General features: G+C 42.3%; 10 protein-coding genes. All 10 read right to left on the minus strand.

The window, feature by feature from the left end; translation table 11 throughout:
- Window positions 1-12: 12 nt before the first annotated feature.
- On the minus strand, window positions 13-447 hold the full coding sequence (locus L870_RS0111005; RefSeq protein WP_242836504.1) for a hypothetical protein: 435 nt from the start codon (window positions 445-447) through the stop codon (window positions 13-15).
- The gene (locus tag L870_RS0111010; protein ID WP_028518190.1) at window positions 428-3,379 is read right to left on the minus strand and encodes a signal peptidase I; all 2,952 of its coding nucleotides are present in this window, start codon (window positions 3,377-3,379) and stop codon (window positions 428-430) included. The genes L870_RS0111005 and L870_RS0111010 overlap by 20 nt, the downstream gene beginning before the upstream one ends.
- A gap of 23 nt (window positions 3,380-3,402) precedes the next feature.
- Complete coding sequence (locus L870_RS0111015) at window positions 3,403-4,971, minus strand: hypothetical protein (RefSeq protein WP_028518191.1); 1,569 nt, start codon at window positions 4,969-4,971, stop codon at window positions 3,403-3,405.
- Between the two features lie 43 nt (window positions 4,972-5,014).
- Window positions 5,015-5,878 (minus strand): signal peptidase I, encoded by an 864-nt coding sequence (locus L870_RS17375; protein WP_080676427.1) that lies wholly within the window; start codon window positions 5,876-5,878, stop codon window positions 5,015-5,017.
- A 25-nt stretch (window positions 5,879-5,903) separates the two neighbouring features.
- On the minus strand, window positions 5,904-6,617 hold the full coding sequence (locus L870_RS0111025; RefSeq protein WP_242836505.1) for a hypothetical protein: 714 nt from the start codon (window positions 6,615-6,617) through the stop codon (window positions 5,904-5,906).
- 67 nt (window positions 6,618-6,684) lie between these two features.
- The gene (locus tag L870_RS0111035) at window positions 6,685-7,443 is read right to left on the minus strand and encodes an EAL domain-containing protein (RefSeq protein WP_028518193.1); all 759 of its coding nucleotides are present in this window, start codon (window positions 7,441-7,443) and stop codon (window positions 6,685-6,687) included.
- A gap of 350 nt (window positions 7,444-7,793) precedes the next feature.
- Window positions 7,794-19,274: a hypothetical protein gene (locus L870_RS0111045; RefSeq protein WP_028518194.1), complete on the minus strand. Its 11,481-nt coding sequence runs from the start codon at window positions 19,272-19,274 to the stop codon at window positions 7,794-7,796.
- Between the two features lie 46 nt (window positions 19,275-19,320).
- On the minus strand, window positions 19,321-20,481 hold the full coding sequence (locus tag L870_RS0111050; protein ID WP_028518195.1) for a hypothetical protein: 1,161 nt from the start codon (window positions 20,479-20,481) through the stop codon (window positions 19,321-19,323).
- Window positions 20,482-20,499: 18 nt separating this feature from the next.
- Entirely contained in the window at window positions 20,500-21,288 is a 789-nt protein-coding gene (locus L870_RS0111055; RefSeq protein WP_028518196.1) for a hypothetical protein, read from the minus strand.
- Window positions 21,289-21,293: 5 nt separating this feature from the next.
- Complete coding sequence (locus L870_RS0111060; protein ID WP_155250193.1) at window positions 21,294-22,121, minus strand: hypothetical protein; 828 nt, start codon at window positions 22,119-22,121, stop codon at window positions 21,294-21,296.
- Window positions 22,122-22,393: the final 272 nt, after the last annotated feature.

The following is a 22,393-nucleotide window of genomic DNA, read 5'->3' on the forward strand; positions in this document are numbered from 1 at the left end:
AACCTCCCTGCATCAATAGCCTTTCTTGTCTATGGAGTTTACTACTGCCTCTGCTTCTTCATATCCCTTGTCCATATCGTCAACGATATCACTGAGAGCCTGTCTCATATCGTCAAGTGTCTCTTTCATCTGTTCGGGATACTTCATAGTGCAGGTCGTAAGCTCGTTTATGATTATCTGTTTGTCATCAAAGCCCTCAATGAGAAAAGCAAAGGAATTTGCACCACTCATATCGCTTACTATACGCATATATCTCAGCTCGTGATCCCCCTCGCCATTCTTGTAAGAGTCTATATCCTCAATGACCTTTGTGAGATTTACTTTATACTGCTTGCGGTAAGTCTCCTGAACGCGCTTTGTCTCATCAATATACAAAGCTATGAACACGAGAAGAGCTATAAAAGTGATAATGAAAAGTATGATCGCTCTAATCATTCTCCTCTTCATCAGTTTCTCTTGGTTCACTCAGCTTCACCTCGTTTTCGGGATCATATCCGGTCTCTTCGAGACGGCGTTTTTCTCTTTCAATAGCTTCTCTTATGGCAGCCTGACGCTTTCTGTCGGCTTCCTCTCTGTTGTTTTCGGCAGCCTCTCTTCCCAATTTCATCAATGACCGAACTTCATAAAGTGCTATCCATGTCATAGGGATAACGACCAGAATAAGCAGAAGCTTTTTCAGATTCACAAAGGAATTCACCCATATGAAAAATCTTGACTTACGGGTATATTTTCCGACTATACGCTCCTGTCTTGCGGGGACTCTGTCCTCTGTTGGATTTGCGTCGCCTTTTGTGATATAGCTGCCGTCGGTATTTTTACCGATTATTCTGTGAGTTACAAGCTTATCCCTTACATCGTCCTGATCGGAATAGAAGGTGATTATATCTCCCTCCTCAAGAGCGTCGGTATCCGTCTTTTCAACGATGATATAATCTCCCACGCGGATAGAGGGTTCCATGCTTCCGGTAACGACCTTCAGCACACTTTTACCGAATACATTCACAGCTTTTCCGTGAGCCGAGCATATCATTACGTATATAACGAAAACAAGGGCTATAGCAGTAATGACCGTAACTATGATATTTGCGATCTTTGAGGAATTATCCTCGGTCTTGGCTTCAGTGATCTCCGAAGCATCAATGCTTGCTTCGCTCTCGCGGATAGCTTTTTCCAGCTCTGCCTTCTCATTTTTGCGATATGCAAGTGACCTGCGGACTTTCTCGACAAGACTTACGCGGTACTCCTTGTAGAGACGCTTCATTTCCATGTCGATAGCCTTCTGCTCCTCGGGAGTCCTTACAGGCGGAGTATATGCAGGACGAGGCTTGTTCTTCATTTCGCGAGCTTTTTTCCGCTTGAACTTCACATCAGCGATAAAGCGTCTGAAACGGTACTTGAAATCCTGACCGTACTTTTTGTAGTACACTTCCATCTGCTGACGTTCCTGCTTTTCCTGCTCCTTTTGCTGTTTCTTCTGCTCCTTTTCCGCAAGGAGCTGTTTATAGCGCGGATTATCGGTATCCTCGGGTATGATTCCGAATACCACAGCCAGTATATGCCTTATGAGGCGTATGATAACATATATGGGATTCCACGAATATTCGCGGTATATCTCCCTGAAAGGCTTGCTTTCAAAGTGCTGTCTTTCAGCCTTGAGACGCTGTGCACGCTCTGCCTCGGCTCGTTCCTTTTCAAGCCTCTGCTGTTCAAGTTTCTTACGGGCTGCAACGGCTCTCGGGTCTTCAAATTCACCCTGCTCCTCAGACTCGACCATTTCAGCCTTGACCTCTTCGACCTCATCTTCGGTGACTTCGTTGTACGCCTGTTTTTCAAGCTCGGCTTCATCGGGAGCATTATTGAGAGCCTCTTCATCAAGTCCCTCAGCCTCTCCCAGCTCGGCACGTGCCATTTCCTTATTCTGCCTGATGCGCTCACGCTCGGCAGCAATACGTTCTTCTTCCTCTCGTTTGAGACGCGCTTCTTCTTCCCTTTTACGCATCTCTTCCAGACGGGCAAGTCTTTCCTCTTCAAGCCGCTGACGTTCCCGTTCCTCGGCTTCCTGCTCGGCACGTTTCTTTGCCAGCATTTCCTGAAGCTTTCGTTCCTCTTCTTCCTTTTCGAGGCGGATACGCTCCAGCTCTGCGCGTCTTGCTTCCTCGATGCGCTGCTGTTCTCTGAGCCGTTCTTCTTCCTCCTGACGGCGTTTCTCCTCTTCCTGCCTGAGCTTTTCAAGCTCTGCCATATACGCAGTCTCGATGTTGATACATTCCGTTATCTGCTCAAACATGAGATTAAGGTCGGGAGGCAGCCTCTTCTCCATTCGGAATTCGGCATCTGAGGCGATATATCCTGCAACAGTCTCTGACGAAACACTGTAATCCGCAGCCAGCTCCTTATCGAATTTCTTCAAAAATTTCGGAGCTATAGGCTTTGAGGTCTGTGTTCTCAGCTCCTTTAGCTTTGCCTCGTTGTCGTTGTTCATGTACGAACGGAACAACAGCAGGTTAAGCACTATGAGCTTGTAGAAATCATCAACGTATTCCTTCTGAGGTGCTACAGCCTTATTCTGTATGTTTATCTCATAGCCGACCTTGTCATAGCTCTCTATGTACTGCCAAAGTGTAAGGCAGGCTTTCAGGTCGACATTTTTCATAATGGCGTTTGTACGCATTACAGGCGGTCTTATGAAGCTGTTTCCGAGAGTCCTGCAAAGCTCCGAGCCTTTATAGCCCTCGATAGCTGTTTTAAGCTTTTCAACTCTCTGCCATACGGTATAGCCGTTGGCATCATAAGAATCAAGACTGTCAACCGTCTCTATCTTTACGTCTATCTTCATTCTACTGCCTTTGGCATCATCAATGACTGTATCATATCCGAGTGTGAAAACCTCTTCGTCCTTTGATACCTCGGCAAGCTTTTCGTATCTTCTTGATATGAAGATGTAAAGCCTGTCCACAAGGGTATTGATGAACCTGTTCTCATATGTCATAAGGCTTTCTTCCTTATGCACATTGAGTATCTTTGAGGGAGTTATCTTTCCCGTTTTTCTGTCAACGCTCTGTATCAGGTCTGTATGCTGTGCAAGATGCTTGACAGATTCTATGGTCGTCTTACGCGACAGTGCTATGGGTACTATCTCCTCAACGTCCTCTATGGTACGCCGGGGATTTCTGAGAAAATTGTCAAGATGAACAAGACCATTTTCAATAGCCTCTACCCACGAAACATCTATCGCCTTTTCCATTATCTTCTTGTTGAAGGCAAAATTGTTACGGCTCGCTTCGAGGAGAGAACCAAGTGTACCATATAACTCATCGCTGCCGAACAGTTCCATGATCTCTTCAAACTCATGGTACCAGTTGCTGTATAAGCCGTTCACTTGCTCTCACCTGCTCTTCCGTATCAGAACAGCTTCTGTAGTCTTTCGAGATAAGCTATAGATTCGTTCATTTTATTTTTACCGAAGGTTTTTGTCATATATACGCATAATTCGCGCAGTTCCTCTCTCAGCATCGCAAGGTTGAGAGATTCAAATTTTCTGAATATCTTTGTAGCAAGAATGTAGTCTATGCCGTCAAGCTCGTCACCGCCGCAGGCAACATACACAGGAACAAAAAGGTTCATCTGCTTGAGGATACGGTTACCGAAAGCAACTCTCAGCTTTTCGATTACCCAGAGGTCAAGCTGCTGTATCTTCTTGAGGTTTTCCTGTGATATGGGATACTTGTCAAAGGCTTCCCTGAACAGCTTGTCAAGATGATCAAAGCCCAGATTCATAGGCGGCGTATCGGGTGCGTCAAATGCAACGCCCTTCGAGTCAAGATTTATAGGCTGAGCACGGTCGTAAACCTTATCCGATATAGCGAATGTAGAGTCATCGTTATTCGCTGTACCTATGTACCAGATATTCTGAGGGATACGTATCTTGCCCTTGTCAAGATTTACAGGGTCGGTGCTCCATACATTTGGTACGATATCCAGCTCCCACTCGTCAGCGTTAGGCATTTCGAGGATTGAGAGCATCTCTGCGAAGTAATACTCGACACGGGCGATGTTCATCTCATCGAGAAGGATAAGGTTTACATCGTTGTTATAGCCCGATGAATATATTCTCTTGAGGACTTCCGTTTCGTTGAAGTTCTTGGTGAATTCGTTGAAGTAACCGAAAAGCTCCGTTCTGTCACGCCATGAAGGCTGTACGGAAGCGATAGTGGTATCCACCTGTAAGAACTTACCGAAGGAGTACGGAAGTGATGTTTTACCTGTACCTGATATACCCTGAAGGATAATAAGCTTCGTAGAAGCCATACCCGCAAGGAAGAGCCATATTACCTTTGGCTCATAATAAAGATGCATTCTCGAGCAGGCGAAATTGCGGAAATTGTCGCATATGCCTGCAAGGTCTATATCATTGTCATACTCAGGCGGAGTATATTCCTTGTAAAAAGCATCGACTTCGATGAGCTTTGAAAATCTCTGCTCTGTAGTCTGTACAACACCGCTCTCAACAACAGCAGGTGCAGCCTCGCCGCCCTCACCACCGGCAGCCATGCTTCCGTCCGCAAGAGAAAGAGCCGATGAGCCCGCGGGAAGTCCCATCTGTGAGACCTTCATAGCCATTATCTCGTCCTTCTCCTTGGTCATTTTCAGTACCTTTCGCTGAAGCTCTGATATCTCTTCAAGCAGATCCTCATTGCTTACTATGGAATGACGGAACCTTACATACTTTCTTATGCCGAGTATTATCATAAGTATCAGCAGTACATATACAGCTATGACTATGATTATGGCGATTATGGAAAGCACCCAGCTCAGCGCACCGTAATTTGTGGAATGCTGCTTGAATATTTCGATATAGTTCTTTATATTGAAGATCTGTTTTATTCCATGACCTATGCCGCGGACTATTTCCGAATAGCCTTTCAGCATTTCCGAAATAAATTCAAAAAACCATTTTAGAAATTCATTCATAATAAACTCCTGAAGATCTATGCTTCCGCATATCTCATGTCAATTATTCGGCGGAGTCTCCTGCGATCTCTTCTGCCGCCTTTTCAACAGCCTCCTCAGCCTTTTCGACTGTATCATCAACAGCTTCTTCTGCTTTCTCTGCTGCTTCTTCGACCTTTTCAGCTGCTGCTTCGGCAGTGGTTTCAGCCTTTTCCTTCACAGCCTCCTCAGCCTTTTCGACTGTATCATCAACAGCTTCGACAGCCTTTTCTGCTGTATCCTTAACAGCCTCGGCAGCTTTTTCAGCAGTTTCGCCCTTGCTTGCAAGATACTCCTCTATTGCGCGTCTTTTGATCTCCTCTTCATCTATTTCGGGAGCATCTGAACGCTTTGTCTCAATAAGTGCGACAATGAACTTATAAAGCTCAAACAGGAAGAATATTGCCATAGGTATGAGTATGCATATGAAAAATCCTTTTTTGGTACGAAGGAAATTCATTGCCTTGCCTACCTTTGCTATCTTTGTCTCTGTCCACTTTCCTATGATATCACTTGAGTATGCAGGCAGTGTATCGTCTATAGGGTTGTTGTCGCCTCGTGTAATGAAGCTCCTTACACCGTCAGTATCATTGATACCAACGATCCTATGGGTATTCTTTACTCTTTTACCGTCTATGATAGTCCAGAAGGTGATAACATCGCCTGCTTTCAGGGCATTTATGTCGTCTATATCCTTACAGATAATAAGATCACCCTTATTGAATGTAGGTACCATTGAGTCAGATTCTACAGTCATCGGCATATATCCAAATAAATTTGCCACACCGTTGTTTTTATCGGAAGAAAATACTATCAGCGTTACAAGAAATGCCAATATAAGTATTAACCATGCAAAAACATTTACTGCTATTCTCAGCGCCTTTTTCATATTAAAAAATCTCCTTTTGGATTGATTATGTAGACTCTGTTATCTTGAAGTTCATACTAAGCTTTAATGTACCACCTATTATATTATCAAGACAGTCGGGATCGTTTCCCTCGAGCCATATGACCACAGTATATTTGTCCTTATTATCAGCCTCAAAGCCTTCGGTAGAGGTGCGCATTACCAGTGACGAAGAAAGAAACTCACTGTCACAGTCGCTTTCTTTTCCGCCGCCGTTTGATTTTGTCTTACCGTATACAGTCTTTTCACCGTTTTTGTAAACTGCGACACGGATAGCTTCGTCGACATTTTTCGTCACATTCTCTATTGACATCTCACCTGTATAAGAGAGTGTGTCATCACCCGAATTTATGAGATAAAACGTATAAGCTATATAATTTGTACCATTATGGCTTCCGTTTATCTTGTCAATATTATCGGGAATGTCATTTCCGCTTATATTCGTCATATCGTAAACGATATTAGCATTAAGCACTGCTGTCGCCTTGTCATATTCAGGTGTCTCTGACAGGGTAAGTCCCTGATGTACCATATCATACTTGCTTACCTTTACCGTAAAGCTGCCGAATTTATCATAAAAATACGATATTGCATATGCTACGGCAATTATCAGTATAAGGATTATTACAAGCAGAGCAAGTATCCTCATCAGGATCACATGGCGTTTTACCTCTTTGGCGGTTCTTCTGAGTTCAAGGACATCAATTATCTTATCATCCACAGCGAACTCTCCATTTCCTGAAATTCAATATCATTTCCTGAGAAATTATCGGTATAAATACCTTTTTTCAATCATCTGTTCTCCTTTTGACATATCTTTCTGTCACATATTTTCCCGACAGGCTGCCTGCACAGTATGAGCATTCAAACGAGTACAGCATTTCAGCCTGACGGCTATTGAAAACTCCGTCAGCAACAGGTTCTGAACCTATGTCGTTAACGAATGATATTATAGACTTCACCGCATTGTCCGATCTTTCGCCCCTGCCTATATAATTTGCGACCTCGGGACTGAGCATAACGTAATCAACAGAGAACTTTGACAGTCTCATCATAGGGCAGTAGCTTCCGCCAAAGCCCGTCAGCATAAAATGAAAGCCAAAATTTCTCATAGCCTGTATCGACTCAGACGCTTTTCCGTCGTCCTCAGCAAGAAGATTCTCAGAAAGCTCAAAGCATATACGGTTAGTCGGTATATCCCTTTTATGACATATCTCAACAACAGCCTTTGCAGCATGCTCGCTTTTCAGATAACGCACAGGCATATATACCGATATCCAGCCATAATTCAGTTCGCGTTCGTTAAAACTTCTGCACGCTTCCAGTGCCTGGAGCATTTCCAGCTGAAAGAGCTTTTCAGCCTGACTTGTCATTTCGCATACATCACGATACTTATCGGGTGAAAGAACTCCCAGCTTAGGAGAATTGAGCCGCGTCTGAGACTGATAAAAAGCCGTACTTCCACTTGATATCTCCCTTACAGGACGATAATAAAGCTCTACAGCCCTAAGACCGTCAACGGTGGTCTGTATTCCCTTTTCCGCCATTTCTCCACCCTCTTTCTGAAGATATATAATTTTTATATTTGTTTTATTATACCATAATTACTGCGCAATGTCAATGAAATAACTATTAATTACAACAAAAAAACAGTCAAAAATCGCTGATTTTTTTTGCTGATTATGCCATAATCAACAAAAATATGATCATATTCCGAGCCTGCATTGACAGGTTTGGCAGCAAAGGAATCCCTACAAACATATATATTTCCGCAGCAGCCGCCTAATTTGCCGATCAACAGCCTTTCTGCTCCTGCTTCAATATCACACCAATAAAAAAACAGCCCAGTACAAGTTGCCTCATACTGAGCCGTTTTGGTAATGTCCGAATATGCATTTTACTTGATAAAGCTTGTGATCACTTTTGCATTCGTGTAAATGAGCCAGTCACTTACGCCGCTGTTAGGGTATTTATTAACATCTGTATTTTCAGCAGCTTTATATAGCTCCGTTGTAAGATCTACCCTGTAATTTGCATAATCTGTAAAACTGTTGTCTTCACTGCCCGTTATCGCATCAAATTCAATATTGACAGTATAAATACCATCTTCCTTTTCACAAAGACTTGAAGGCATATCAACAGTTACTGTTTTTCTGTCTGATGCAATGGTAACACCCGATATCGTCTGTGATGTGAATGTTCCCACGCTCGGACTGAGAGGTATTGTTTTCGTACAGGTTCCTGATTTGAATACGATATCTCCCGAAAGTTTTTCATCAAGGTTTACAGGTTGATATTCAACACCTGTTATCACGCCCGCAGCCTTAATATCTGTCTTTTTGCTAAGCGAGAATGTCAGTCTGATATGATCTGCGTTTGCGTATCCGCTGAGAGATGTAGGATTGTACTTTGCAGCTGTGATTATCTTCATCCCCTCAGGACGACTTGAACGCAGTGCATTTATACCCAGTCTCGAGTGATTCTGACTCATCTCATCATCACCGTCATAGTCGAAAATGTCAAGATCGTTTGTAACAGAATAATACAAGTGAGCAGTATCCACCGATTCTCTGTAATAGTAATGACTGCTGCGCGGATATGAAGATGTCATACTTGAGAAAGCAAGACTGTCACTGTCATTGACATATGACAGATTTGACGAAGCACCTACATTTACACCGATTTGCGAATTGCTCGTTCCTATCGGGAACTCATCATCAAGTGCCGCTGTATCAAAGTCCATCTCCACCTTTGCATTAATAACCAACGGTACAGGCGGATCCTGGCTTTGATTTGTCCTGAGAGCAGACATTATAGAACTACCTGAAGTACGGATATTAAGATAGTCATTCTCAATATCTATTCCTGCCGCATCAATACTTGCAGCTACACCTTCTCCGAAGCTGTACTTTGCTGTAATGCTTGCATTATCATGTTCATCATCTATATCATGAAGTCCGACAATATTGTTTGAAACAGCTCCGTTACTTTCATAACGCGTAAGCGAAAGTTTAAATGAATGATATAAATCAGCACTGCTGAGATGCATGATAATTCCGGGGTTATTAATGGATATTCTGGTAGTTGCTTCAACTGTGATCTTCTTGTTTGATTCACTCATCTGTTCATCAGATGATGTCTTTAATGCAGCGGTTGTGTCCTGAGTATAAAGATCCGCAATAAACATGATATATCCTTCAGCGTTTGCTCTTGCACAGCTGACCTTCGCCGAGCTTGCTCCTGCTTTATTTGCAGGCTTATCAAACGTACCTACATTTTTTATGGTGTAGTAGTATAGTTCGTTATTATAATCATTGTTATGCGGAACATACATACTAAGATAGTAATCTTCATACAGATCTGTTCCTTCAGGTAAAACCAAATTACAGCCGCCGTTTCCGTTTCCTACATATCTGTAGTAAGTCTTTGTGAGCGTTATATTTCCCGAAGCATCTTTAGCTTCAGTGATCCTGTATGCATCATAATTGCTTGATGTAGCATCTATTGTTGTATAGCGGCCTCCCACAGTATCCACTGCCTCTATTTTAGCTGCAAGAATGTCTGCAAGATCTTTTACTTCAAAATTATTGGTTCCGTCGGTAAACTTGTTAAGAGCGATCTTCCAGCCTGCTTTTCCGTTTGACATATAGGTATTTGTAACAGTCCCATTAGTGTTGGGGTCTGTTTCAGTTTCAAATACACTCATATCATCAACATAATACATATCATCAGAATCACCGTTAGGATCAACAAGCACCATATATGTATTAGCAGGTAGTCTTAAATCAACATCATCTGAAAAGGTATCAAATGTAAATGTTTTTTCGTGATTCCATTTTACATTACCGCTTTCCAGCAATCCATTGATATCTTCTCTTTTGTAGGTGAAACGAATATACTGTGTTATCCATGTGTTCAGGCTGTCAAAATGGATAGTATTGCTCGTATCTCTGAATAAAGCCTCATACTGAGAATCTGTTGTATTCTTATAATTGTTATCCTTTACAGAATTTGCACCTGATATGGCTACAGCATTGAATTCAACTTCTATCTGTCTTATAGTGTAGACAGGAACATAGAGATGATATGCAATATAATTTGTATTAAACGGATCCTTGAACTGTACATCAACAAGAGAGAATGTATAGCTGTCGGTATTCTTTGAGTCTGCATGAGAACCATTCAAAGCAAATGTTCCCTTTGCAGTCTGTCCGTTTTCCTCTGATGTAACAGGAGGAGTCCATGTAAGTCCCGAAGTGCCGCCTGTTTCTTCAGAAAAAGCACCTGCATTATATTTGTACGGTGTTACGACAATATTATAATATGGACTGTAATCCGTATAGTCTGTAGATGTATTCGTAACAAGCTGGATATAACGATTGATAAGATTGGTAGTTTCGTCAGTATTATTGTTTGCGATAACAACTACTGCGAAATTATCCAGATTTGCCGCATCCTGCGGAAGTCCGCGCTCTGTCTGATAATTTGAGATACGGTCTCCGTCATAATCGGTACCGCGCATCAGATAATCTTCTATATTATTAGAGTTGTATATCGTTGTATCACTGAATGTCGTATACATTCCCGAAGCAGTGCCTGTCTTTATGTCGGCATATATCTTTGCCGCCATAGTCATGGAAGAAGGATAATGCGCACTGTTTCCGCCATCGGGTGAGAAATACTTTGTCGCTCCGTTTTCAGTATAGCTTGCATTTTCGCTGTTCAGCACAGCTCCGTCTCCCGAAATTATCTGTCCTGTACCCATTCCCGACTGTGGATTGATATTTACATAAGGATATGCAGGCATTGAGCTAACATTACCCGTATTATTATAGTTTGATACATCATCGGGATAGGTCGGTACACCGTTTACAGTTGTTCCCTGACTTTTTTCCGTATAGTCGGCAAAGACGAACGAAGCATCAGAGAATGAAGCAATATTACCAACGTTTTGAGTAAAGTTTCCGCCGTAAACCGCCATACCTGCGAACTGGATAATGGTTTTATTTGCATCAGTGGTACTTGTATCCTCAGCAAAACCAATCCATGCGCCCTTTTTATTAGTGCCTGTACTCGGGCTTGTAACATTATCGAGCTTGATATTGTAACCAAGTATCTTGTTATCAGGTTTCTTTGCTATGCCGCCGATAACACCGCCCGCATAATCCACATTGCCTGATTGTCCTATAACACAGTCTTCAACTGAGCTGTCATGGATATAACAGGTAATGCTTTCCTGCTGCGAATTGCAATAGCCAACAAATCCTCCTGCATACTTATTAACTTTGGCATTAATAGCGTAGTTTTCGACTTTACAGCCATTTATAATAATATTTGCATCATTTCCGTTTCTGGTACGTACATAACCTTCACCTACCAGACCGCCTGCTGAATCGCCGCCGTTTATGCTGCTGCTGTTTGCAGCTACACCAATAACATGGCAATTATTAAACTCCATACGGTACGGCACCCACGCTGTATGTTTATCATTGTCCCATTTTCCGCCGTATATTCCACCTGCAAAATTGCCTTTTATGGAAATATTTTCAACAGTACAGTTTTGAAGCATCGCATAACCCGTGTTACTATCCTGTGCTGCCGGCTGCATAACTCCGACAATACCGCCGCAAATTCCGGTTTTATCATTGCCGAGAGTAGTTCCTGCGGAATTTTTAGCTTCTACTTTCATATCGTAAGCATCAAAGCCGTGACCTGAATAGCCGACTAATCCGCCCACAGATACACAGAAATTATCTGTATCGTTTCCGAAAGAGAAGGTATTGATCTTTACGGTCGATATCTTTGTTGTATCTGTATTTGTGGTCGATCGTCCGCGAACAACTACCTTTCCCTCCTTGACCTTTCCGACAAAAGCACCCATTGCATTTCTTGGGTTGGCGTTAGACTGTGAAGCTGCCATTTTGACAGAGATATTATCTGCACTGCATTCTGTAATAGTAACATTGACTGAATCTGATTGATTTCCAGAATGAGCAAGAAGTCCGCCAACATAATTCGAGCCGTTCAAGGTTATATCTTTTAGAATGATCTTTTCAAAATTAACTGCCTGCGTTCCTCTGCTCCAGCCGCAAACTCCTCCCGTACTATGCCAGATTATCGCACCGCTTGTAGGCGCACTTAAGAACTCACTTCCATTTTCATAGATAGCAGTCTTGACCGAGCCTGTCAGAGTAAAATTATAGAATTTTCCGCCGCTCTTCATTATAACGCTGTCAAACAGACCGATGCCGTGCTCGGCGGTCGTAGTATCAATGGCATATGCTGTACCGCCGTTCACTGCCTGACTTGCGCCGCTATGAAGCATGTTAAAGTAGTTGTCAGTTTTGAACTTATTAAGGTAGATATCTGCATTGATAGTTTTACCGTTTCCGTCAAATTCGTTAAGTTTTATGCTGTACGGATTTGTAACGCCTGTTACCGTATCATAGATACCTACACAGCCCAGACCGCGGTAGCTGTCAGGAAGGACATACTCATCGCTGCCTGTCAGATTGATATCGTAATAGCCTTCTGTTTTTACTACGCAGCGTGCACCGTAATTATCAACAACTCCGGTCGTTGTATATGTTGTTACAGATGTTTCCGTATATGTTGTTACGTATGTCGACACAGATGTTACTGTATTTGTTACTATTGATGTCACTGTTTGTCCTGATGGTGTTTCATTTCTTTCAAATAATGCAAGTGGAGTACCCACATCTATTGTCTTCCAAGCGCAGAAATTATCTTTAGTATTAGCACAGTTAATATATCTATTACTACTATCACTGATACCCCAACCAGTTATACCATCTTTGCTTACCGGTCCAACATTTAAATAAATAGGTGTCTCACTATCAACAAAACCAAGATTACCACGTGCCATACCTGTATCTATATTTGGATTCTGGGCATCTTTGTAAATATTCGTAATTGTTAAGTACTTCCTTTTTTCTGCATTGTTACTGTCTTTATAGGTATAATAGATACAGTAGGTGGAAGCAGTAGGATGTTTTTCAAAACATACTTCTATCGCATTCTTTATCTTTGTTTCACCTAAAGTTAAACCATCCTCAGCTGTAGTATACTTTTTTGTAGTACGAAGAACATAATTACGTTTGTTAGTATTATCCCAACGTTCGTTGGTCAGATAATCTACATTATCTCTCTGTTCACCTATTATAAAATATGAGCCGCTTGGAATTGTTGCGCCAGTGAATTTTGTAACAGAATAACTATATACTTCCGATGTCACAACTGAAGTCGCTGTTGAATATATGATAGTTGTAACAGTTGAAGATTTAACTTCCGTCACAACCGATGTAAAAACAGCAGATTGAATTTTAGGTTCACATTCGGTATAGTACTTGATGATATAAGGTATTGCAGTATTTGCTGCTGTATCCTTGCTCGCATATGAGCTGAAATCATCACTTGATGCTTCGCCTGTACCTACATCACCATAACTTGCAATATGGCTCATACCGTAAACCGTACTGCTATATGTACCATAGGACAGTGAATTATTATAAGCTCCAAGCTCTGCCGATGCAGCCGTTCCTGCACATGACTGCGTAATAAGCGACAGAATAAACATTGCCTGTGCATTAGGAACATTGATATTGCCGTCTGTTCCGCTTGCTGCTACAGCCGTAACATCGAGCTTATTCGTATCGTTCTTGTTGATATCCGCAACAGAATAATGCTTTTTGCCGTTTTTCAGCGTATGCTGAGTGAGTGCCGAACCGTCAGAAGCAGTTCTTGCACTGCCTGCATCATCATGGTATGTGCCGTCTTCTGTCACCGAGAACTGCGTCGACTCGTTGACTGCATAGCCGTTGATAACGCGTCCCACCAGCGGATTTGCATAAATATCCGCCTTCGATGAATCGAGTGCAAGGTTAGTTGCAGTATCGCTGCCGTTATAAACTTTCAGACCCGTATTGTTCGCGCGGAGAACAGTATTGCCGTCAACTGTTTCGGTTGCAGTCATGTTCTTGAAGATAAGTCCGCCGAATACGATAACTCCGACATAGCCGCCAACAGGCACGATAGTACCGTATGTTCCTGTAAGCTTTACCGCAGAGTCGCCGTAGGATACATAGCTGTTGTCAATGATATTGTCGCCGCCCATTATCTCGCCGATAAAGCCGCCGTAATACTTACATTTTGCCTCATATCCGAAATATGCTTTATCATATGTATTCGTAGCCTGATCGAGCTGTATCTCGCTTATATCAACGATCATGTTTATATCCTTGATAACACAGCCGTTGGATACTTTTACAAGCGGATTTGCACTTTGGTTGGTAATGGTGTATTTGGGCACACCGCCCTCTTTTTCGCCTACAATAACGCCTCTGAAAGCAGTACCTTTACCATTCGTTATACCGCCAAGTCCCAGGAAGCTGTTGCTTCCCAGTGTGATGTTACCGCTTATCTTGTAATAGGCATTTGCAAGGTATTGCTGAACAGCAGTATTCTTCCAGTTTGAAGCACCTGCTACTGTAGATGTTGTTCCAAAAGAGGTACTGCCACTTTCTTTATATTCAGCATGATACCCCGTGCCGCTTTTATCTGTACACCAGCGGTTTCCTGTGGTATTCTCACTGAGCGTATCAAAATCACTGCTGTTCTTAGGAAGATTGATCAATCCCAGTTCCTTCGTGTCTGCTGATATGAGAAAACTTGAAAGAGCTTCAAGCTGTTCGCCCTTTTTTATCAGATAAGGGTCATTATATGTACCGCAGCCCTCAATAAAATCTGCCGCAATAACGTTTACCTTGATCTCTCTGTAATAGCAGTTGTTAGCGTCCTGAGTGCTATCATAAGCCTGTCCGACATATCTGACAAAGCCTGATGAAAAATCATAAACACTGCCTCGGTTCTCATTGCTCTCAGGGTTTACATAATATCTTGTTTCACCTGAATACCTTTGCTCTTTATCCTCATATTCTGTTGAATTCTTTATCTCCTGACCATATGTAACATTTCTTCCTTTGTTCCAGTCCTGAGCCCATGTGAAATAGTATTCCAGTGTGGCTGTCTGATTGGTATGGATAGATTCAAAGAATATGGCATTGCTGAATATGGAACGGCTTGTTCCGTATGCTGTTGTAAGAGCACTGTTAGCAGTACTGTTTGCAAGAGCCGCAGTTCTTGAATCGAGCTTTATTTCCGAAAACTTTAAAGACAGATCTTTTCCGCTTGCAGCACCGAATAAGCTCCTTGCTGCAATTGCATCTGTAACGTAGTTTTCAGTGGACAGATTCTGTACTATCAGTTCAACGGAAGGATCAAGCTCTGAATCTCTCTTGATATTATTGATGAGAAGATAACCGCTGTTATAAGCTGTACCGCCGGTCGTTTCAGGCATGAGGCCAGCAAGCTTGATACCTCCGCTGCCTGTACATTTCAAGCTTCCCTTCATTGTTCTGCTTATCAGAGCACCGCTGTATCCGAGGCTTGCATTTGTCGTATCTCCTGATGTGCCGTCAAGCTCAAGAAGAGTTCCTGCAAATTTGAGTTCTCCCGTAATGCTTATTGTCTTACCCTTCGGAAGATCAATGAACAGGCCTGAATTCATAAGATAATGCTGATTTTGCGGAGTTGTATCATCTGATCCCGAGGTAGTGTCACCGGGATCACGTACATAACTGTCAGTGGTACTGTTAGTGAAAATAGCTTCTCCTGATGACAGGAAGCCGCTGTAATCAAGTTTAAGCGTGAGTGCACCTATAGTACAATTATCTCCTGTTGCAAGAGGATAGAATGACAGACCTGTCATATCTGCATTACCGCTTATTACAGCACTGCCTTTAAATGTTGTTCTATTGAACGCATCACGGATATTTGAAGCAGCATAATTGTAAACGCTCCAGAGAAGCAAATTCTCTCCTGCGTCTGTAGTGCCGCATTTGTCAAGATTATAATAATATCTTGCAAATTTATTAGCATACTTTGTATTTACAAGTGCAGCCGACGAAGCGCTTGTAAGCTTATTCTGATATGTGCCAGAGCCTGTAACAGACTGACCATTAACAGTTCCCGATGAAACTCTTGCATTAGCTACGGTTCTGCTGCTATTCATATTTATTGAAATAACACCTGCGCCGCCTGTTAATACATTTTCCGCTGAGTAAACTGCCAGTTCATCATAAATACCTATTGAAGAAGGCAGCTGAATACCCTTGCTCGTGGTACTGTTCCAGTCTGTCAGCGTATATCCTTTATTAAGCACATCAAGATACAAACCGTCAGTGCCTGAATAAGCTTTGTTTACAAGCATACCGAGAGAAGCACTTCCGCCTGACGACATGGAAATATCATTCACAGTAAGCGAATCCACTTCCCATTTGCCCGTTGCATCATACGCCATAACGCCAACGTCCGAGGCCGCAAGCGTCATTGTACAGTTATTAACGGTAAGTCCTGAAACCGTAACATTTGCATTATACCATGAATGTCCGAGGATACCGCCTGCCTTACTTGTAGCAGGATTAACGATCGTGCATGGATCTGCTGAAACGCCTGAAGCCGCAGCAACACCAATATATGTATTATTTATAATAATGTTTTTATTGGTATAAGTTCCGTTTGAACTGATATATCCGATAAGACCGCCGATATAGAGTACATTATCTGTGTTGGAAGCTCCTGCCGCAACACCTGTCCTGTCAATATCCATCGTAACTTTACAGGTATCGCCTGAGTTGTCTGCAAATCTGATATTGACCTTACTTGATGAAACATTACCTATGGCGCTGCCGCACATAAGGTAATTCTTCAGCTTTCCGCTGAATCTGAACTGAGTATTTAATACAGTAGTTCCCTTGATCTCGATCGTGCCATTATCTGTATTATTATCAGCAAAGCCGATCAGTCCGCCAAGATGCTTTCCGAAAGCAGCAGAACCGCTTGTATCTCTGTCTTCATAATAGTTAACTGTCTGATTTGCAGTAATTCCATCAAGCGCAGTGCTGCCATGAGTACGTGCAGCAATACCGCCTATGCTCATTCCGTTTGCTCCTGCATTGCGGACATAGATATTTCCTGCAAGCTCAAGATCTGATACTGTAGCTGTCTCGCCTTCAGGATTTCCATTGCCGATAACAGCAAACAGACCTGTATACTGATGACGATATATCTGACCTACACCCTCATCGCTCGTTACATTAGGAGATGACCCGTCGGATTTCAAGCCATAGCTTTCACCTGCTGCAAAAGTAACAGTTTTATTTCCGCCGCTGAGTGTTCCTGTAAATTCACCGACGCTGCCTGTATTCGATGCAGAAATACCTGATGCTCCGTCACGCATAAATCCGTTGATACCTGTACCCGAAAGTGCAATATCAGCTGTCAGAGTCAACATACCTGAAAGAAGGTTGGCGCGTTTATTAGCATCACCTGATGTAAATTTAAGACATCCGTAATCAGTGCCCTGATTAAGCATTATATTCAGAGCAGTTTTGGCGAAATCAGCAGCAGAACCAATAGAGGTCTGCGCAGCCGCAACTGTGATATAATGACCGCTGCTAAGGTTTGTGCTGTCAATAATACCTGCTGCTTCTGCATTGCTGCTGCCGAACATTCTTACGACTTCGCCCCATGTGCCGAGGTCATCTGCGACCGCACCGTTTGAACGCTTGAACGTCCAGTTAGTGTCATTACCGCTGCCCAGTGCATATACAAGTACATTATCATTGTCACCAACAAGCTGTCCATAGCTGCTGTTGGTTGATGAATGACCGCCATACGGCTTTGCTGCACTCATATCTGTCGTTCCGCTAAGGCGCAGTACGCCGTTATTGAACTTTCCGACTACGCCTCCGCCGCAGAAGTCATTTGATGTAAGCTTAAAACTACCGAGATCAACAAACACGCCGCTTTCAGCAGATGTCTCACCGATAAGTCCGCCGAAATAAGCATTACCTGTATTTCTCTGAGATGAACCTGCTGCTGTGACAGTTACATTGCTAACCTCAATATACGCGGCAGAATCAACGATTCCTACAGCACCTCCGTAAGATGCAAATAACTGCGCTGACTCTGACTTGAATGTGAGGGCGCAGAGCAAAAGCTTATCCGTAAGCTTACTTGCTTCGTATTTTCCTATAAGTCCGCCGTAACAGCCTGATGTACTTCCGTCTGTACCCGATTTGTGTGCATCAGAGGTATTCGTTCCGGTAAATGTTACGGTATATGCGGTTTCATTGGTATCATTTTTGAACACGCCAAATAAACCACCGCTGTAAGTGCCTGTTGCACGTGCGGTTATTCCGTTATAATAAGTTGAAACATCAAAGCCGACAGTTGTATTTTTATTCAGGTAATAACCGAACAGACCGCCTGCTCCGTTTGTAGCTTTCACGTTACCTGCAACAACTGTAGCGGCAGGCAGAGTAACAATTGCATCAGATGTTAGTTCACCGATGATACCGCCTGCATTTCCGCCGTCTGATGTTACAGCAGGTGCATAGTTCGAAGGAACAGATGTTATGCTGAGAGATGCAGTTCCTTCCATAGTGCCGACATAGCCGCCTGCATTTCCGCTTGCAGATGTTATGGAACAATCTGCTGTTCCTGTATAAGCAGAAACAGTCAGTACAGAACCTGTTGCCATTTTTCCGCAAAGCGCGCCAACATCTTTATTATCAGATGCAGATTTTGATTCTATGGCAGCTGTTGATTCATTATTAAAACTAAGTCCAAGATGTGCGTTACTTTCAAGAGTTCCGATCACACCTGAATATGTGAAACCTGTATCTGTCGGAGCAGCAGCCTTTACTTGCCATGAAGCTGTGCCTGCATTTGCTCCCGTACCCTGATAAACATGCTCAGCCAGCAACGGTGAGCTTTCGCCTTCACCAACGCCCGATATACGCTTTATTTCAAAAACAATATTCGTCAAACCTGTATTATTCTTTATAGCAACCGAATCAGTAACATAACTGAAAAACGGTCTGTGCATTTCTAAGGTGAACGTTGCAGATCCAGGAAACTGAACAGAACCGTTAAACGGATAAGTTGAATTTCCGAGTCCTTTGAAATTCTCATTCAGAGTTCTTCCCTCATCATTTGTAAAAGACAAGATCAGATCATCATTCTTATGTGTGTTGGCAAAACTGTCACTTGTACTGTAGTAATAGCAGTAATCAATAAATTTTGTGACAGTCTCAAAGTCTACGCTGCCGTTGGAAAACTCTGTATATGTAGGAGTATATCCGGGAACTTCGCCCTCTGCAACAGTATTTATCGTAACGAGATCACTTATAAGTTTCGACAATTCGCCCACAGGTAATATATTAGTCATAATTGCTATAGTTGTAATGACACTTATGACCCTATGCCAGATTTTTCTGTTTTTATTCTGTTTCATATTATCACCACACTCTGTAATTTCTGATTAATATGAAGATGCGATATCATGATACCCGATATTCACATCTGATAAAATCTGATGCTTTACTATCACCTGTTAAATGTCGAGCAGGATCTTTCTTATATAACTGAAGCTCATATCTGTTTTTAATATCCTTGTCATTGATCTTATTCAGAGAATCGACCTGCAAAGTAACCATTTTCCATCTGTTATTATATGCAGTCACAGCCTCAGGAGTACCGTCTGTAATTGCATAAGCCGTTCCTGCGATTGAAACAGGCGTGGAATTATCAAAACTGTTTCCTGACAAATCTGAAAAGAAGAACGGATTGATCTCAAAAACATCGGAATCCCAAAGGATATCAACCTTACCTGCGCCGCTTCCCGATATTACATAATTATAAAAATCATAATCAACCGATGCGCAGTTTGATTCCACTAATGAGCCTATCCACGATGAACTTGCCTCAGAGCTTTTAGCTCCGAAAATCCTTGTATAAATCTTGCTCAGAGGAGTATTGGGTTCTGCCCATACACGAACGTAAAAATCAGGCTGGTCCTTCTCAAGATCAGAAGAAGAAACTGAAACAATATATCTGTCGGTCGATGATACACCTGCTGCGAGGGTCTCTCCTGAAAAACTAACGATATAATTATTTTCAGCATTCGCAGAAGAAGTAAAATACATTTCACCGCCGCTCAGTACACCTGTTCCATCATCTTCGGATTTTCTGATGAAATACTGATTATTTACCTTTGAAGTATATTCCGCATATTCCGCTGCCGCTGCTGCTTCTTTTTCTTCTTCTGTTTTTTCTTCATCGTCAGCGTATTTTTCGTCGATCTTTTCTTTAAGACCATTCATGTTATAGTATTCACCGTCTGAATACTTGACCTGTAGTTCAGCAAACAGAGCATATGTTATTTGCGAAGGATTATACGACAGTGATTTTTCCTGATCGTAATTACACACTGTAATTTCAAATGTATTTGTTGATGACAGTGCACGGCTTGAAATATCCTTTCTCATACAGTTTGACGAGAAAAGCTCTCCCGGTGCAGAAGTAGTCGATACAACACGCTTTACAGAAGAAACTTCCTTATACACGGCGTAGGTCACATAAGATGCAGTCGATAATAACAGGACGCTGATAAACCATATCCGAGTCCAGTTTTTCTTCAGACCGGCAAGTATTTTATTCATGACCTTCACCTCTTTTCATTATACAGTAGTTCTGCTTGCTGTTATATATATAATATCTGTCTCTTTATTGTTTTCCGCTTTATTCCAGTTCTCAAAACTTGTACCTTCTGTTTCGTCCCAGCCTAATTCCAGAATAAAATAATCGTGATCATTGTTAGGATCATTCGAAGGAGTGATAGGGTCCGCAGTCTGCAAGTACAGCGGAACTGCGTACATCTCGGGAGTATCGGGAGTTGCGCCGGTATCATTATAGGTATTGCTGTAATGAGTATCCGTCATGCTTGCAAGAACTCTTCCGTAAGCAGAAGTGCTTGCAGCATTGGCATTCAGAGTTGTAAGCGTCAAAGCCGTACCGCTTTTCTGATAATATGTCTTGTCATTCGGATCGTCCAACGGATGATATTCCACTATTCCGTCACCGGCAGCACTAACTTTGGTTGCACGATAAAGAGAATATGTAAAAGGAATATTCGTAGTATGAGCAAGCTGCAATTTATACGGTATCTTATAATCTCCTGCATTGACACTAAACACATAACACTTTGTCGGATCATCCTCATTCTCTACCATCTTCTCAATATCAATATCGCTCAGATCAAAGTTTATGATCTGATCATAATTACCTGCTCTGATATCAAGATTGTCAGGCTGTTTTATCATTGTCATGGTCTCAAGCTCGTTTGCGCTTCTGAACCATGCAAATACAGGAGTTCCGAGGAAAAGCGAAACCGTAAGGACAGATGCAAGCACTATTTCTATCCACTGAATTATTGTCAGTTCCTTAATGAATTTAGACAGCTTTTTCACTTACATCACCCCCCACCTGTATTATCTTCCGAAACGGAAAGCTTCAGGAGAATATAGTTCAAACGAATACCGATATCATTGTCCGCCTGATCATAACAGTCACCATAGTTACTGTAATCATTCACAATCATAGTCTCGTTCAGCACAGTCGAACGGCTGACACCTTTAAGGTAATAATCAGGGAAAGCAATAATATTATTTACGATCTTCTGATAATCGGACAATGTCTCCTGACCCGAAGCCACCTTGCTTGTAAAAGGAGTTATAGAAACATCGCTGCAGCTGCTTGCGTCAACAAGTGTACTCAGAGTCTTTGGCCAGACCCAATAGATAGTTACAGCTGTCCGCGTCCCCGCGCCGTCAAATCTCTTATTGCCTGTAAGTCTAAGCATATCGTCATCTGAAAGAATAGGATCGCTGTAGATATAATTCGGAGATGTGCCCGATCGGTTTCCAAATAAAAGAATATGTCCATTCAGATATTTTTCAAGATCTGCATTCTCCGGACTGTCAGCAAGAGAGGTCATTGTAGCTGTCCCTCCGCTTTCAGAATAAATATATCCTATTACTTCAAATTTAAATTTCAGATAAATAGTTGCAACCTTAGGAGTGACATAGAAGGTTATCATTCCGTACGATCCCGGCTTTATACCTGCATCGGGTTCGCTGAAATTATCCATTTTTGCCGTAGATGTCATATTCCAGACGATTGCAGAAGAATTGGTCTGCTCACGAACTATTTGCAGCTGATCGCTGTATATTCCCGGGCTTCCGCCCTCAGACTGAGATTTTACAGATATTTCGTACCTGTCTGTTCCGACGACTACATTCATACCCGAGCCCGCTACATTCCGATTTTGAGTAAACCAGCCCAGCGAACCTATAATAATGACGATCAGCAGAAAAATTCCGATAATTATAAACTTAAGCAATGATTTTTTCCGATTTTTCTCGAGCTCCTTCTGTCTATCGTTCTGCGGAGGGCTATGTGAAGCAGACTGAGGCAATTCACCTATTTTCATATTAAGATCGTTCTCATTCATCCGCTTCACCTCCGTGTGTGTTATATTTACAAAAGGGCATAGCTATGGCATTAGTGCACAGT

The organism is Ruminococcus flavefaciens ATCC 19208 (assembly GCF_000518765.1).
Taxonomy (GTDB): Bacteria; Bacillota; Clostridia; order Oscillospirales; family Ruminococcaceae; genus Ruminococcus; species Ruminococcus flavefaciens.

Excerpts from the sequence above, each read along its gene's own strand:
- L870_RS0111045 (WP_028518194.1), bottom strand. The coding sequence starts at position 19,274 with ATGAAACAGAATAAAAACAGAAAAATCTGGCATAGGGTCATAAGTGTC.
- L870_RS0111005 (WP_242836504.1), bottom strand. The coding sequence starts at position 447 with ATGAAGAGGAGAATGATTAGAGCGATCATACTTTTCATTATCACTTTT.
- L870_RS0111015 (WP_028518191.1), bottom strand. The coding sequence starts at position 4,971 with ATGAATGAATTTCTAAAATGGTTTTTTGAATTTATTTCGGAAATGCTG.
- L870_RS0111060 (WP_155250193.1), bottom strand. The coding sequence starts at position 22,121 with ATGAATGTAGTCGTCGGAACAGACAGGTACGAAATATCTGTAAAATCT.
- L870_RS0111035 (WP_028518193.1), bottom strand. The coding sequence starts at position 7,443 with ATGGCGGAAAAGGGAATACAGACCACCGTTGACGGTCTTAGGGCTGTA.
- L870_RS17375 (WP_080676427.1), bottom strand. The coding sequence starts at position 5,878 with ATGAAAAAGGCGCTGAGAATAGCAGTAAATGTTTTTGCATGGTTAATA.
- L870_RS0111050 (WP_028518195.1), bottom strand. The coding sequence starts at position 20,481 with ATGAATAAAATACTTGCCGGTCTGAAGAAAAACTGGACTCGGATATGG.